Origin of the sequence: Pseudoalteromonas sp. R3 (assembly GCF_004014715.1) — a bacterium.
In the GTDB taxonomy this organism is placed as follows: Bacteria; Pseudomonadota; Gammaproteobacteria; order Enterobacterales; family Alteromonadaceae; genus Pseudoalteromonas.
This window is the reverse complement of the sequence record NZ_CP034835.1, coordinates 269,065-282,902: the sequence shown is the minus strand read 5'-3', so window position 1 is coordinate 282,902 and position 13,838 is coordinate 269,065. Positions and strand designations below refer to the sequence as shown.

At 50.3% G+C, this 13,838-nt stretch carries 16 protein-coding genes, 4 tRNA genes and 1 pseudogene; 2 read left to right on the top strand and 19 right to left on the bottom strand.

Annotated features, from left to right (window positions below; all coding sequences use genetic code 11):
• Window positions 1-3: 3 nt before the first annotated feature.
• From ELR70_RS06160 to orn, 13 genes are all read right to left on the bottom strand, one after another.
• Window positions 4-528, bottom strand: a complete 525-nt coding sequence (locus tag ELR70_RS06160) for a prepilin-type N-terminal cleavage/methylation domain-containing protein (protein ID WP_160317415.1) — start codon at window positions 526-528, stop codon at window positions 4-6.
• The gene (locus ELR70_RS06155; RefSeq protein WP_054016929.1) at window positions 525-920 is read right to left on the bottom strand and encodes a prepilin-type N-terminal cleavage/methylation domain-containing protein; all 396 of its coding nucleotides are present in this window, start codon (window positions 918-920) and stop codon (window positions 525-527) included. Before ELR70_RS06155 ends, ELR70_RS06160 begins: the two co-directional genes overlap by 4 nt.
• The gene (locus tag ELR70_RS06150; RefSeq protein ID WP_054016930.1) at window positions 911-1,372 is read right to left on the bottom strand and encodes a GspH/FimT family pseudopilin; all 462 of its coding nucleotides are present in this window, start codon (window positions 1,370-1,372) and stop codon (window positions 911-913) included. Before ELR70_RS06150 ends, ELR70_RS06155 begins: the two co-directional genes overlap by 10 nt.
• Window positions 1,359-1,778, bottom strand: a complete 420-nt coding sequence (locus ELR70_RS06145; RefSeq protein ID WP_054016931.1) for a type IV pilin protein — start codon at window positions 1,776-1,778, stop codon at window positions 1,359-1,361. The genes ELR70_RS06150 and ELR70_RS06145 overlap by 14 nt, the downstream gene beginning before the upstream one ends.
• A gap of 411 nt (window positions 1,779-2,189) precedes the next feature.
• On the bottom strand, window positions 2,190-2,642 hold the full coding sequence (rplI, locus tag ELR70_RS06140) for a 50S ribosomal protein L9 (RefSeq protein ID WP_054016932.1): 453 nt from the start codon (window positions 2,640-2,642) through the stop codon (window positions 2,190-2,192).
• 35 nt (window positions 2,643-2,677) lie between these two features.
• Complete coding sequence (rpsR, locus tag ELR70_RS06135; RefSeq protein WP_002962753.1) at window positions 2,678-2,905, bottom strand: 30S ribosomal protein S18; 228 nt, start codon at window positions 2,903-2,905, stop codon at window positions 2,678-2,680.
• A 12-nt stretch (window positions 2,906-2,917) separates the two neighbouring features.
• A complete protein-coding gene (gene priB / locus ELR70_RS06130) occupies window positions 2,918-3,247 on the bottom strand; it encodes a primosomal replication protein N (RefSeq protein WP_082353316.1) in 330 nt (109 codons plus the stop codon).
• 30 nt (window positions 3,248-3,277) lie between these two features.
• On the bottom strand, window positions 3,278-3,619 hold the full coding sequence (rpsF, locus tag ELR70_RS06125; RefSeq protein ID WP_010386261.1) for a 30S ribosomal protein S6: 342 nt from the start codon (window positions 3,617-3,619) through the stop codon (window positions 3,278-3,280).
• Between the two features lie 211 nt (window positions 3,620-3,830).
• A tRNA-Gly gene (locus ELR70_RS06120) sits at window positions 3,831-3,906 on the bottom strand.
• Window positions 3,907-4,022: 116 nt separating this feature from the next.
• Window positions 4,023-4,098: transfer RNA gene (locus ELR70_RS06115), tRNA-Gly, on the bottom strand.
• Window positions 4,099-4,217: 119 nt separating this feature from the next.
• Window positions 4,218-4,293, bottom strand: a tRNA-Gly gene (locus ELR70_RS06110).
• Between the two features lie 119 nt (window positions 4,294-4,412).
• Window positions 4,413-4,488, bottom strand: a tRNA-Gly gene (locus tag ELR70_RS06105).
• Between the two features lie 178 nt (window positions 4,489-4,666).
• A complete protein-coding gene (orn, locus tag ELR70_RS06100; protein ID WP_046004965.1) occupies window positions 4,667-5,212 on the bottom strand; it encodes an oligoribonuclease in 546 nt (181 codons plus the stop codon).
• Between the two features lie 173 nt (window positions 5,213-5,385).
• On the opposite strand from orn, the gene rsgA reads away from it, so the two are divergent.
• Both rsgA and asd read left to right on the top strand, forming a co-directional pair.
• Entirely contained in the window at window positions 5,386-6,438 is a 1,053-nt protein-coding gene (rsgA, locus tag ELR70_RS06095) for a small ribosomal subunit biogenesis GTPase RsgA (RefSeq protein ID WP_054016933.1), read from the top strand.
• Window positions 6,439-6,472: 34 nt separating this feature from the next.
• Complete coding sequence (asd, locus tag ELR70_RS06090; protein ID WP_054017019.1) at window positions 6,473-7,339, top strand: archaetidylserine decarboxylase; 867 nt, start codon at window positions 6,473-6,475, stop codon at window positions 7,337-7,339.
• Window positions 7,340-7,397: 58 nt separating this feature from the next.
• On the opposite strand, the gene ELR70_RS06085 is transcribed toward asd, so the two are convergent.
• The 6 genes and pseudogenes from ELR70_RS06085 to thiC form a co-directional block, all read right to left on the bottom strand.
• Window positions 7,398-8,150: a HesA/MoeB/ThiF family protein gene (locus ELR70_RS06085; RefSeq protein ID WP_054016934.1), complete on the bottom strand. Its 753-nt coding sequence runs from the start codon at window positions 8,148-8,150 to the stop codon at window positions 7,398-7,400.
• Window positions 8,147-9,666 (bottom strand): annotated as a pseudogene (thiE, locus tag ELR70_RS06080) (thiamine phosphate synthase). The gene ELR70_RS06085 and the pseudogene thiE overlap by 4 nt, the downstream one beginning before the upstream one ends.
• Before the next feature lie 84 nt (window positions 9,667-9,750).
• Window positions 9,751-10,542, bottom strand: a complete 792-nt coding sequence (locus ELR70_RS06075) for a thiazole synthase (RefSeq protein WP_054016936.1) — start codon at window positions 10,540-10,542, stop codon at window positions 9,751-9,753.
• Between the two features lie 2 nt (window positions 10,543-10,544).
• Window positions 10,545-10,742, bottom strand: coding sequence for a sulfur carrier protein ThiS (thiS, locus tag ELR70_RS06070; protein ID WP_054016937.1), 198 nt, complete (start codon window positions 10,740-10,742; stop codon window positions 10,545-10,547).
• The gene (locus ELR70_RS06065; protein WP_054016938.1) at window positions 10,739-11,758 is read right to left on the bottom strand and encodes an FAD-dependent oxidoreductase; all 1,020 of its coding nucleotides are present in this window, start codon (window positions 11,756-11,758) and stop codon (window positions 10,739-10,741) included. The genes thiS and ELR70_RS06065 overlap by 4 nt, the downstream gene beginning before the upstream one ends.
• Window positions 11,759-11,798: 40 nt before the next feature.
• Window positions 11,799-13,751, bottom strand: a complete 1,953-nt coding sequence (gene thiC / locus ELR70_RS06060; RefSeq protein ID WP_054016939.1) for a phosphomethylpyrimidine synthase ThiC — start codon at window positions 13,749-13,751, stop codon at window positions 11,799-11,801.
• Between the last annotated feature and the right edge of the window lie 87 nt (window positions 13,752-13,838).

Here is a 13,838-nt window from a genome sequence, read left to right as displayed (position 1 = left end):
TAGTCACCAATTCGCCGTCGCCAGCACCTGCTGACTTGCTGCAATATCTATCTGGATCCCCGCCGCATACTGTACGGGCACACCCACAGGAGTCACTGTTATGGATGTGATCAGGCCATCGACCGAAAAGCTTAACCCATTGACCCCTCGTAACAAGCGCTGGGCAGGCAAGTTATCTGAGCTGATATCGCATAATAAGTAGCCATCAAGCAGAGAAAAAGTCTCGGTGTAATTCACCACAGGAACGCTGCCATCGCAGGCCGGCGTATTGGCAACCTGACTGACTTCTAATGCCTCACCGTTAAGCATGACCTGAGGTGTGGACGCTGTTTGCTTAATGCTACGGGTCATTAGCTGGCTGGTATAACGGATCACTTCCTGTGCCTGTGCCAGCTCCTGATTCACGGCAATAGTGCTACGAATGGTCGAATAGGCCACGGCAATACCTCCGAGCATAAACAAGCCTATCGCCAGTGCGATCAGCAGCTCAAGTAAAGTAAATCCGCGGCAATTCATCAATCGACTCACAAACATTCATTGACAAAACTGGCGTGCAAAGAGATTTGGTCCACGCCTGTATTGGTCATACGTTCATCGTGCCAGCTAACCGTCAGGCTCATATCGAGACTGAAAGTGTCGGGCAGCGTTAGCGTGAAGCGAGGGTCATTCGGGTATAGCCAGGCTGCTGTCGGGTTGGCAACCGGATTCAGGCTGGTATTGACACTCTGATAATGGCAAATGTCGGGCCAAATACGCTCTATCGCATTCTGACCGTGGATCAAAGCCACGGTATAATTAAAACTGTTCTGTGCAAACTGCATGGCCTTGATCTGGGCTGCGGCAAGGCCAAGCAATGCAATGGCTGCGATTACCATAGACACCATCACTTCCAGCAATGAAAACCCCGAAACTACGCGCAATTGTCTGTCGCCTTACCCAACCAGCTTTGCCCACTGTGTAAGATGCATAAACGAACATCGTCCGTTGTTGCATCGTTATCCGATATCAATATGTTACTGAATGCACTGAGCTCACCGCTTGAGCGCAGTGTTCTGTCAACCAGGTTCACGGCTACTGCTGTGTGGTCAATCGTAAACCGTTTTAACGTGATTTCCTGACCCTGCTCGACCACCTTCATTACCCAGTCATTGTTTTCAAGTTCCAGTTTTACCGGCACTTCGCGCTTTACCGCTTCACTGCGGGCAAAGCGATAAAAGCTGCTTAGCTGATTTGCTGTGGTATTCACCCTGTCCTGTTTAATTTGGCCAATTAAAGACGGCGCAGCCGTAACAGCCAGGATGGCAATGATGGCCAGAACCATCAACAACTCAATCAGTGTTACACCGTGCTGGGTGTGCTTACCAACAGTCATTCAGGTTGCCTCCCTGATTGCCTAAATGGTCCAGCGTGAGTACTCCGCAAATGTCGCCATTCTGACCACCTGCAGCCAATGGTGTCGCCTTTAAAATATAGCCCATATTACGAAAATCACCGTTGGCACCTTGTGGCTTATTACGCGCTTCGTAGCTGAACGTGTAGTGTTCAGCAGCAGGCAGGCTTTGAAAAGTCTGATCATTCGGGTAACCACCATTACGGGAATAGATACGCTCCAACGTGGCACTGGTTTGTAACAGCAAGTGCTGTGCATCCAGTCGTCTGCTTTCACGTACATACTGACCATAGTTTGGCAATGCCACACTGGCCAGAATGGCGACAATCGCAATAGCGATCAGCAGCTCAATTAAAGTAAATCCACGCATTCTGGAGGTTTTAAGCATATTGGGTTTCCCACCTAAATGATAACGCTGTCATTAACGCCTGAATAAGACTGTATGACATTTAACCAATAAAAAAAAGTGCCTGTAATAAAAACAGTTAACTAAAATATCACAGAACGAAATTATCTAAAACAGGAACGCGCTTACACGAGATAACAGCCGACGATGTGCCTCAAGGCTACAAGGTGGTCAGACCATTAAATACCAGCGTCATTTGTTCCCATAAAGACTATAAGCCGTTTACGAGCGCTGTTGTTTTGATTTGGATTAAATTTCCGACTTGTGTTGTAAACCTTCCATGATGATCCCGATAATCATCAGATCCACACACTGAAAATTGGAGTTGTTATTGTCTTTCAGAGATTGGGAATACAACCGCGTGCAGATACACGCGGTTGGTGCTTAATATTATTAAGCTTCAGCGATCACGATTACTTTGATAGCTGTTGTCACGTCAGTGTGAAGCTGGATTGATACGTCGAATTCACCTGTTTCTCGGATAGTACCGGTAGGCAGACGAACTTCTGACTTAGCAACTTCCAGACCTACTGCAGTGATAGCGTCAGCAATATCGCGAGTACCGATAGAACCGAACAGCTTACCTTCGTCACCCGCTTTAGAAACCAGAGTCACTTCAGCAAGTGCTTCTAGTTTTTCAGCGCGCGCTTGTGCAGCAACTAGCTCTTCAGCGATTTTCGCTTCAAGCTCAGCACGACGTGCTTCGAAAGTTTCGATGTTAGCTTTAGTTGCAGGAACTGCCTTACCCTTAGGGAAAAGGAAGTTACGTGCGAAACCAGATTTAACAGAAACCTGGTCACCTAGGCCACCTAGGTTTGCGATCTTGTCTAGTAGAATAACTTGCATGTCTCTACACCTTTTAAAAACTGTTAATCAGCTGCTTACTTGTGTAAGTCAGTGTACGGAAGAAGGGCTAGGTAGCGAGCACGCTTAATAGCAGTTGCTAGCTGACGCTGATATTTAGCGCTAGTACCTGTGATACGGCTAGGTACGATTTTGCCACTTTCTGTTACGTAGTTTCTAAGAGTAGCCAGATCTTTGTAATCGATTTGTTGTACGCCTTCCGCTTTGAAACGGCAGAACTTACGACGTCTGAAATAACGTGCCATGAGTAAATTTCCTCAATTAATTCTTTCAATATGTTGTGCATGTAATACAAGTTGACTCAAGCCACTTCGGCTCTCATGTCGGTTTAAAAAACCGCGTACCTGTAAGGTCTGCCCAACGCATAAATGCTCTAGTTGAGTCCGGAACTGCTGTCCGCTGGCAACCACCTGAATACGTACATAACTGTTACGATTTAGGTCAGCTTCTACCTGCATCGACTTATGTTCTAAAACAAAAATACAATGCGCGATGCCCGCGGGGCTTTGACTGTACTTAGGTGGCTTACAGACCATGCCGGATAATACCAGCTGGTTTGTATACAGTTCAGACTGAGTGCTCACCAAACTACCAGGTCAATTCCGAATCAAAAACGATTAAGCAGTTGCTGCTTCTTTTTTCTCTTCTTTAGCAAGAGGAGACGCTTCAGTTACAGCGTTCTTAGTACGCATAACCAGGTTACGAAGCACTGCATCGTTGTAGCGGAAAGAAGTTTCAAGCTCGCTGATTACTTCAGTAGGTGCTTCAACGTTCAACAGAACATAGTGTGCTTTGTGAAGCTTTTCGATTGGGTAAGCCAGTTGACGACGACCCCAGTCTTCTAGACGGTGGATTTTACCGCCAGCTTCTGTGATGGCACCAGTATAACGCTCGATCATACCAGGTACTTGCTCACTTTGGTCTGGGTGAACCATGAATACGATTTCGTAATGACGCATGGATATTCCTTACGGTTAATATAGCCTTGTCCCGTTTCGGCCAGTCGGGGTAAGGCAAGGAACTAAAGTTAGTTAGGCCGAAAGAGCGCGTATTTTACGTGTCGAACTAAAAATAAGCAATCAGTTTATCGATGAAAATTGGTGGAATAAGATTTAAAGTTGAGTGCGTAAGTCAGAGTGAAAAAATAAAGATATAAAGAGAGGAGAGAGTTGGAGCGGCACACGAGGTTCGAACTCGTGACCTCGACCTTGGCAAGGTCGCGCTCTACCAGCTGAGCTAGTGCCGCATTCCTGATTACTCACGTTTTAAACGCTGATGCGCGACGGGTCGCATCTAACGTTTTAGCAGCTGAGCTAGTGCTGCATCATAGAAAATATCTAGTTTATACACCTGAAGAAGTGTTGGAGCGGCACACGAGGTTCGAACTCGTGACCTCGACCTTGGCAAGGTCGCGCTCTACCAGCTGAGCTAGTGCCGCATTCCATAATTGCTCGATTGTTTTAAACGCTGGTGCGCGACGGGTCGCGTCTAACGTTTTAGCAGCTGAGCTAGTGCCGCTTCATAGAAAACATCTAGTTTATACACCTGAAAAAGTGTTGGAGCGGCACACGAGGTTCGAACTCGTGACCTCGACCTTGGCAAGGTCGCGCTCTACCAGCTGAGCTAGTGCCGCATTCCATAATTGCTCGATTGTTTTAAACGCTGGTGCGCGACAGGTCGCGTCTGACGTTTTAGCAGCTGAGCTAGTGCCGCTTCATAGACAGTATCTAGTTTATACACCTGAAGAAGTGTTGGAGCGGCACACGAGGTTCGAACTCGTGACCTCGACCTTGGCAAGGTCGCGCTCTACCAGCTGAGCTAGTGCCGCATTCCTGATTACTCATGTTTTAAACGCTGATGCGCGACGGGTCGCGTCTAACGTTTTAGCAGCTGAGTTAGTGCCGCTTTACAATACTATGCCCCAAAGACAAATAAGCTTTGCCGTCTTAAGCGGGGCAGGATTCTACAAGATAGAAAAAGCATTGCAAGTACTTTTTCTAAATTTTTTAAAGATTGAAGAATTTTTGCTGGTAAACCTTCAACTCCATAATGGAGTCTTTGATGTCGTCCAGAGCCAGATGAGAGCTCTTTTTGTGGATCCCATTTAACAGCTCAGGCTTCCAACGACGTGCCAGCTCTTTAATTGTGCTGACGTCCAGGTTGCGGTAGTGGAAATATTCTTCCAGCTCAGGCATGTATTTGTTGAGGAAGCGACGATCCTGGCCAATTGAATTACCACACATAGGCGATTTACCCGGCGGTACCCATTGTTTCAGGAAGTCTAATGTTTGTTTGATTGCATCAGATTCAGAGTGAGTGCTGGCCTTACAACGCGCAGTCAGACCGGAACGGCCATGCTGGTTTGTACACCACTCATCCATATTATCAAGTAAGTCATCACTTTGATGGATAGCAATTACAGGTCCCTCGGCCAGTACATTCAGATCACAGTCGGTGATCACAGTGGCAATTTCGAGGATCCTATCTGTTTTAGGTTCCAGACCCGTCATTTCTAAGTCGAGCCAGATCAGGTTTGATTCATGAAAAGACATACACTACCTAACGGTACTTTCCTTTAGATCCAATGCAATTAGATATATCATATTAGCTTCATCACTCGACCAAAAGCTTTTTTTTACAAAGCGGGGCAATTTATTGAGTTATAGTCCATGATTGGCCTGTATACCACTCGATAGCAATAAATCGTGTCGCGAGTTTATAAGATATGGCAAAACGCAAAAAACTCAGTAAGGGCCAGTCCAGACGGATCAGTGCCAACCATCAAAAACGCTTGCATAAAGCGAAACAACAATCCGACACTCAGGTGACTTGGCAAACCGATAACCTGGGCCCCACAGAACCCGCGGTGGTGATCAGTCGCTTTGGCCAGCATGCCGATGTCGAGTGCGAAAATGGCGACGTGCTGCGCTGTAATATTCGCCGTACTGTCACCAGCATAGTATGTGGCGACGAAGTGATTTTTCGCCGTGCCAAAGTCAGCGAAGGCGACCTGGCCGGCGTGATAGAAGCCGTCGAGCCTCGCCGCTCTCAGCTCACCCGCCCGGATTTTTACGACGGCGTAAAAGTGGTGGCAGCCAATATTGACCAAATTTTAATGGTGTCCGCTGTAGTGCCTGAATTCACCCCGCAGATCATTGATCGCTATCTGGTCGCCTGTGAAGACATGGGTATTGAGCCAATTCTGTTGCTTAATAAAATCGATCTGCTCGATGACGAAGGCCTCGACTATGTCGATGAAGTGCTGGATATCTATCGCGAACTAGGCTATCGCGTCCTGCTGGTGAGTAACAAGACTGGCGAAGGAATTGATGAGCTCAAATCCCTGCTGACAGACAAAAACAACATCTTTGTCGGCCAATCCGGGGTGGGTAAATCCACTCTAGTGAATACCGTCCTGCCCGATGCCGCCATTCTGACTCAGGAAGTGTCTGAGAACAGTGGCCTGGGTCAGCACACCACCACGGTTTCTAAACTGCATCACCTGCCCAGTGGCGGTAACCTGATAGACAGTCCGGGGATCCGTGAATTCGGTCTGTGGCACCTCGAAGTAGAGCGGGTAACCTGGTGTTTTAAAGAATTTCGTGAATTTATCGGCGGCTGCCGTTTTCGTGACTGCAAACACCTCAACGATCCGGGCTGTCTGATCCTGGAAGCCGTAGATGAGGGCAAGATAAGCGAACTGCGCTTTGACAGCTATCACCGTATTCTGGAGTCAATGGCGGATGGCCGCGCAGGTGCGCGCGCGCCAAGAGTTTGATACTATCTTCAAAATTTTTTCAGGAATAATAAAAGTGAACTTGGATAAACTTAAGATTGCCCTGCAATATGCTTTACCCAAACATGCCGTATCACGTTTGGTGGGAAAACTGGCCGCAGCTGAGGCGGGTGCACTGACGACCACCTTAATTAAATTGTTTATCAAACAGTACAAGATAGACATGAGTGAAGCCCTGCATGAAGATCCAGCTCACTATAAAACCTTTAACGAATTCTTTACCCGTCCGCTGAAGCCGGGGATCCGCCCACTTGCAGAAGAAGCCAGCATTGTGGCTCACCCGGTCGACGGTGCCATCAGCCAGTTAGGTAACGTAGTCGATGGTCAGATCATTCAGGCCAAAGGCCATGACTACAGCCTGCAAACCCTACTGGGGGGCAAAGAGTCGGACGTAGCGCCGTACCTTGGCGGCAAGTTTGCCACCATTTATCTGGCGCCCAAAGATTATCACCGCATTCATATGCCCCTTGATGGTACGCTGAAAAAGATGATCTACGTACCTGGCGATCTGTTCTCGGTAAACCCGCTTACGGCGCAAAACGTCCCCAACCTGTTTGCACGTAACGAGCGGGTTGTCGCTATCTTTGACACTGAGATAGGACCACTGGCTATGGTACTGGTGGGCGCCACCATAGTGGCCAGTATCGAAACTATCTGGGCCGGCACTGTCACGCCACCAGCCGGTAAAGACGTCTTCAGCTGGGATTACCCGGCAGAGGGTGACAACGCCGTCAAACTGAAAAAAGGCGACGAAATGGGCCGCTTTAAGCTAGGCTCGACGGTTATTCTGGCCTGGGGAGAAGACAAGGCCGACTTCCTGGCCAACCAATTACCAGAAACCGTTACCCGTATGGGTACCCCATTTGCGACCATCCGCGACTAAGCCGGATAATTCGCTCAAAAAAGCCCGCTTCTGCGGGCTTTTTTAATCGTCTGTGGCATTAGCCACACACATCACATGCCGCATCCCTTTCCAGCGTAAACTGCCTTTGCTGCAAGCTCAAAGCATCAACCACCATCATTTCACTGTGTTTATCAGGTGAATCAGAGATAATTAAACTGACTGCTTTCATCGCCTGCATAGAGCCGATTATGCCAAGTAACGGACTCACCACACCTGCGTTCTGACAATTCAATACCGGTTGCGCCGAAGACTGTGGAAAAATGCAGTGATAACAGGGCGAGGACGCTCTGAAATCAAAGGTCATAAACTGGCCCTGAGTGCCCAGCGCAGCCCCGGAGATCAGGACCTTACGGTGTTGTACGCAATACTGATTGAGCAAATATCGCGTGGCGAAGTTATCACTGCAATCCAGGATCCAGTCACTGTCTTGCAATATGCTGTCTATATTGCTGCTGTCGAGCTTCACAGGCCGAGGAACAAGTGAGATTTGGTTGTTCAGGCTCGCTAAAACCTTACTCGCGGCTTTCGCTTTTGGCTGGCCAATATGACTGACCTTATACAAAATTTGCCTTTGCAAATTAGACAGTTCAACCGCATCATCATCACAAAAAGTCAGCTGCCCGACTCCGCTTGCCGCCAGGTAAAACAGCGCAGGGCTACCCAGCCCCCCACAGCCCACCACGGCCACCCGTGCTTGTTTAAGGCGCAGCTGACCGGCTTCCGACACCTCATTGAGCAGTAGATGGCGGCTGTACCTCAACCGCTCTTTGTCACTGAGCTCTGTACTCATGACTCGCCTGTGGCCCGTTTCAGGTCAATAATAGCCTGTTTATAATCCGCCGCCTCGGTGATGGCGCGCACCACCGCCACACTGCCCACTCCGGTGGCGGCAACCTGAGGAGCGCGAGTCAGGTCAATGCCCCCAATAGCCACAGTCGGATAGGTTTCACGCATCAGAGGCACAAAGTGCCTGAGCTTTTCGAGCCCCTGGATCTGTCCGGTCATGTCCTTGGTGGTGGTCGGGTAAATCGCCCCAAATGCCAGATAACTGGGCCGGTAGTTATGGGCTCGCAGCATTTCATAAAACCCATGCGTGGACACCCCAGGCGTAATCCCGCCTGCTGAATGGCAACCAGATTCGCCGAATCCAGATCTTCCTGACCAAGGTGTACCCCATAGGCGCCATGGCGAATGGCCAGCTCCCAATGGTCGTTAATAAAGACCCGGCCCTGATATTTCTCACCCAGGGTAATAGCACACTGTATGTCTTCTTCCAGGGTCGCATGATCAGCCTGTTTAATTCTGAGTTGCACTGTTTTTACGCCCTCAGCCAAACACTTTTCAACCCAATCTACCGAGTCTACGACGGCATAAAGCCCCAGCTCTTCTCCGACTGGGGCAAAACCGGCTGCAAAGTTAAACTCTTCACTGACGGCAAATTCCAGTTCATCACCGAGCCAGCTTCCAGGTTCTATCACCTGAGGAAAGTCCGAGATATTCTCTGGGAACCCGGCATGTGCCAGTGGCCCTCGCCCCTCGCCAAAGCGCTGCGCTAATTTCAGCCCCTGGTTGATATAAGCTTTGGCCAGAATGAAAGCATCTTTGATCGGATAACCTTTGGCCAGACAAGCCGCGACAGAAGAGGCAAAGCTACAGCCGGTGCCGTGACTATGGGGCGTTTGTATCGCCTCATTACCCAGCCAATACTCTTCATCTTCACTCCAGCAATAATCAATACAATAACCACTGGGGTAATCCCAGTGACCTCCTTTAATGATCACCGATTTGACGCCAAATTCACGCAGCTTGCGGGCAGCATCTCTGACGGCATCCGGACCAATCAGGTAAACGCCAGTCAATACTTGCGTCTCCTGCGTATTGGGTGTGATCACATCGACCAGAGGTAACAGGTACTTTTTCAGCGCATCCAGGGTATCTTCTTCGGTTAGCGCATCGCCACTGGATGCAATCGCAACCGGGTCGAACACAATCACAGGGGGATTGTCCCAGCGACTCTTATACTGCGCCAGATGTTCTGCTACCAGCTGGATCTGTGTGCTGTTGGCCAGCATGCCAATCTTAATCACAGTCGCTTTTAAATCGGCTTCGAGTGCCAGCAGCTGAGATTCCAGCACTTCACTCGAGACCGCGTTGATCTCTTCAACCGCCAAGCTATTTTGCGCCGTCAGCGCTGTCACGGCTGTGCAGGTTTGCACACCAAAACTGTGCATTGCTTTGACATCCGCCTGAATCCCGGCGCCGCCGCCCGAATCCGACCCGGCAATGGTCCATACCAGTTCAGCCACAATTACTCCTACTTACTCTGTTGAATATGGGCGCATGATTAAGTACTTTGCGCCACAAAGGCTTAGCGTCACTATAGCGCGTGTTTAATTCTGATGCCAAAAGGGCATCCCCATCGTCGGGGTGGAAGGCGCTGCAACTTCTTTCTCCGGCATGGCCTGCGCCACATAGGCGGCACGCCCGGCAACTACCGCATGATTAAAAGCACTGGCCATGGTTACCGGACAGCCAGCACCGGCAATGGCAGAATTCAGCAACACGGCATCGTAACCAAGTTCCAGGGCCTGTACAGCATGCGAGGGTAAACCGAGTCCTGCGTCAACAATCAGGGTGTGATCAGGCAAACGCTCACGAATGGTTTTCAGATTATAAGGATTAAGTAACCCTTTCCCGGTGCCAATGGGGGCACCCCAGGGCATCAGTACTTCGCAGCCCAGATCCGCCAGGCGCTGACACACCACTAAATCATCGGTGCAATACGGCAGCACTTTAAATCCCTGCTTTATCAGGATTTCGGTGGCTTCAAGCAGCGCGATCGGATCGGGTTGTAAATTGTATTCATCGCCGATCAGTTCCAGCTTGATCCAGTCAGTCGCAAACACTTCCCGACACATTTGCGCCAGTGTCACCACTTCTTTAACACTGTGGCACCCGGCGGTGTTAGGTAACACCCGCAATCCGGTGTCCTTGATCAGTTGCCAAAAGTCGTCTCCGGCTGACACTGAATTCTGGCGTCGCAGTGAGACGGTGACAATTTGCGCCTGCGAAGCCACCAGGCTTTGCTGCATAATTTCCGGCGAGGGGTAAAGTGCTGAACCTATCAGCAAGCGACTGTCGAACTGCTCACCGTAAATGGTTAACGGTTTATCACTGTGCATCATTAGCCTCCCTGAATAGGCGATAGCAACTCGATGCTGTCACCCTCTTGCAGTCGCTGCTGGGCCAACGTGCTGCGCGGCACAAATTGCCCGTTCAGCGCCACCGCAAAGGGCGCCTTTGCCCCTTGTGCTTCAATCACTTCCAGCAAAGACTGTGGCTGTGACAGCGTGAGCGCCTGACCATTGTAACTTATATTCATAATACCCCTTGTTGTAACGCTTGTTGCACTACTGCTGGTGCCAGCAAAAAGCCATGTCGATACAAACCGTTAATGCGGATCACATTATCAGTGACGCTAATATGCGGGCGATTATCTTTATACGCCGGGCGCAAACCTGCGCGCAGCGACATCACCCGTCCCTCAGCAAAGCCACTGTGTACCGTATATGCGGCAGAAAGCAACTCCAGTGTTGAGCGGACCGTGATCTCGCCTCGATCCTGAGATTCAATTTCGGTCGCACCGATAACAAACTCGTGATTTGGTTTGGGCGCGATATAGAGCGGATAACGCGGATGCATCAGACGCACCGGGCGCTGTAAACTCACTTCGGGCGCATAGATTCGGGCAACCTCACCACGCACGCCACGCAGCCCCGGGCTGTCGTCTTTGGCATCCAGCCCACGGCAGTCAATGATCCAGTCAAACGCCTCACCATTGACCCGTCCTTGTGCGATGTGTGCACTTGACCCTTCATGAAAGCGCGCGCCCCTTTTCTGCAAGGTGTTAAGGCTGGCAGCAAAGAATGCCAGATTATCGAGCTGACCCTCACAGGGTAAATACAACCCCTGATGAAAACGGCCTGCCAGCTCAGGTTCCAGCGCACCAATGCCGTGACCATCCAGGCTTTGCGCCTGATGGCCAGCCAGTGGTTTAAGGCGACGCTGGAAACTCAGCAAATCGCCCCTGTCTTGCTGATGCGCAACAATCACTGTGCCCTGCTGCTGAAAGAACACCGGCTCGTCAAGTTTGGCCAATAACTCGGGCCATAAGGTCATGGCATGTAAGCCCTGCTCTGCCAGGTCTTGTTCACAGATCACGGATTCGGCCATGGGGGCGAGCATCGCCGCCGCTAAAGTGCCCACACTGGCTGGGGTCGCGACCAGGTCGCGCTCAAATACGCTCAGCTGATACTGCTCTGCCAGCATCAGGGCTGCAACCCGCCCTGTCAGGCCAAAGCCAACAATAGCAACGCGTGGTTTGTTTGTCTGGGACATCTTGCCTCCATGCGGACCCAGGTGGGTCCGCTATCCTAAATCACAGCGCTTTGTGGTAAAGCTCCGACCCCGTCTCTTTGAACTCGCGTGATTTATTTTTCATTTCGGCTTCCACATCAATCATTTTGATGGCGATGGCTTCGCCGGCATTGTTTGGATCTATGCCCTCGGCTTCGAGCTGTTTGGCATAGTCGCGCACATCCTGGGTGATCTTCATAGAGCAGAATTTAGGACCACACATAGAGCAGAAGTGCGCCACTTTGCCCGACTCCTGAGGCAGTGTTTCATCGTGATAAGACAATGCCCGCTCCGGGTCCAGACTCAGGTTGAACTGATCGTGCCAGCGGAACTCAAAACGTGCTTTAGACAAGGCATTGTCACGGATCTGCGCACCTGGATGACCTTTGGCCAGATCCGCCGCGTGCGCCGCAATCTTGTAGGTGATCAAACCTTCTTTTACGTCGTCTTTATTTGGCAGACCCAAATGCTCTTTTGGCGTCACGTAACACAACATGGCGGTACCGTACCAGGCGATTTGCGCCGCACCAATACCGGAAGTGAAGTGATCGTAGCCCGGCGCAATGTCTGTGGTCAGTGGGCCAAGGGTATAAAAAGGCGCTTCATGGCAGTGCTTTAATTGCTCATCCATGTTTTCTTTGATCAGATGCATTGGCACATGGCCCGGCCCTTCAATGAATACTTGTACGTCATGCTTCCAGGCGATTGTGGTCAGCTCACCTAAGGTGCGCAGCTCAGACAATTGCGCTTCGTCATTGGCATCGGCGATTGAACCCGGACGCAAGCCATCGCCCAGAGAGAAACACACATCGTACTGCTTCATAATCTCGCAGATGTCTTCAAAGTGGGTGTACAGGAAGTTTTCTTTATGATGCGCCAGACACCATTTGGCCATAATCGAGCCACCGCGCGAAACAATCCCCGTCACCCGCTTCGCCGTCATAGGCACATAGCGTAACAGCACACCCGCGTGAATGGTGAAGTAGTCAACGCCTTGCTCGGCCTGCTCAATCAGCGTATCGCGGAAAATTTCCCAGGTCAGATCTTCCGCCACGCCGTTCACTTTTTCCAGCGCCTGATAAATCGGTACCGTACCGATGGGCACCGGTGAGTTACGTACTACCCACTCACGGGTCTCGTGGATATAGCGGCCTGTCGACAAGTCCATCACCGTATCCGCACCCCAGCGGGTTGACCACACCAGCTTTTCCACTTCTTCTTCAATCGAGGAAGTCACCGAGGAATTACCTATGTTGGCATTCACCTTCACCAGGAAGTTGCGGCCGACAATCATAGGTTCGGTTTCCGGGTGGTTAATGTTGTTTGGCAAGATAGCGCGGCCTCGTGCAATTTCAGAACGCACAAACTCAGGGGTAATAAAGTCCGGGATCTCAGCACCAAAGGACTGGCCCTTGTGCTGCTGCGCCAGTAACTCTTCACGAATTTTCGCGCGGCCCATGTTTTCACGAATGGCGACGTATTCCATTTCCGGCGTCACAATACCGCGACGTGCATAGTGCATTTGTGTCACATTCTGTCCGGGCTTAGCACGACGTATTTTTGGCAGGTTTTCAAAACGAATATGATCTAACCCTTCATCCGCCATACGCTGCTGAGAAAACTGCGAAGTGACCGACTCAAGTACTTCAGTGTCGTCACGGTCTAAAATCCACTGCTCACGGAACTTAGGTAAACCTTTGCGCACATCCAGCTTAAAATCAGGATCTGTATAGGGGCCAGATGTATCATAAACACGAACCGGCTCATTCTTTTCGAAGATCGGATCTTCTTCCGTCCCGCCGATAAAAGAGTCGCTCAGAGTGATTTCGCGCATACCAACGCGAACGCCTGCCTGCTCACCTTCGACATACACCTTCTCGGAATTGGGGAAAGGTTGTCCGGTAAGGTTATAGATAAAATCCGACGCGGCCTCGCGCGACTCACGACGTGATAACTTGCTACTGTTGTTTGACATGACATGCCTCATTATTAAGTTAAGGTGTCTTGTCAGAACTCCACAAAGGGAGCGAGAAGGGTCCAAACCAATCCCACAGTCTAATGC

Excerpts from the sequence above, each read along its gene's own strand:
- rpsR (WP_002962753.1), bottom strand. The coding sequence starts at position 2,905 with ATGGCACGTTATTTCAGACGTCGTAAGTTCTGCCGTTTCAAAGCGGAA.
- thiC (WP_054016939.1), bottom strand. The coding sequence starts at position 13,751 with ATGTCAAACAACAGTAGCAAGTTATCACGTCGTGAGTCGCGCGAGGCC.
- ELR70_RS06085 (WP_054016934.1), bottom strand. The coding sequence starts at position 8,150 with ATGAGTACAGAGCTCAGTGACAAAGAGCGGTTGAGGTACAGCCGCCAT.
- rplI (WP_054016932.1), bottom strand. The coding sequence starts at position 2,642 with ATGCAAGTTATTCTACTAGACAAGATCGCAAACCTAGGTGGCCTAGGT.
- orn (WP_046004965.1), bottom strand. The coding sequence starts at position 5,212 with ATGTCTTTTCATGAATCAAACCTGATCTGGCTCGACTTAGAAATGACG.
- ELR70_RS06145 (WP_054016931.1), bottom strand. The coding sequence starts at position 1,778 with ATGCTTAAAACCTCCAGAATGCGTGGATTTACTTTAATTGAGCTGCTG.
- ELR70_RS06075 (WP_054016936.1), bottom strand. The coding sequence starts at position 10,542 with ATGCACAGTGATAAACCGTTAACCATTTACGGTGAGCAGTTCGACAGT.
- rsgA (WP_054016933.1), top strand. The coding sequence starts at position 5,386 with ATGGCAAAACGCAAAAAACTCAGTAAGGGCCAGTCCAGACGGATCAGT.
- ELR70_RS06150 (WP_054016930.1), bottom strand. The coding sequence starts at position 1,372 with ATGACTGTTGGTAAGCACACCCAGCACGGTGTAACACTGATTGAGTTG.
- ELR70_RS06065 (WP_054016938.1), bottom strand. The coding sequence starts at position 11,758 with ATGTCCCAGACAAACAAACCACGCGTTGCTATTGTTGGCTTTGGCCTG.
- rpsF (WP_010386261.1), bottom strand. The coding sequence starts at position 3,619 with ATGCGTCATTACGAAATCGTATTCATGGTTCACCCAGACCAAAGTGAG.
- thiS (WP_054016937.1), bottom strand. The coding sequence starts at position 10,742 with ATGAATATAAGTTACAATGGTCAGGCGCTCACGCTGTCACAGCCACAG.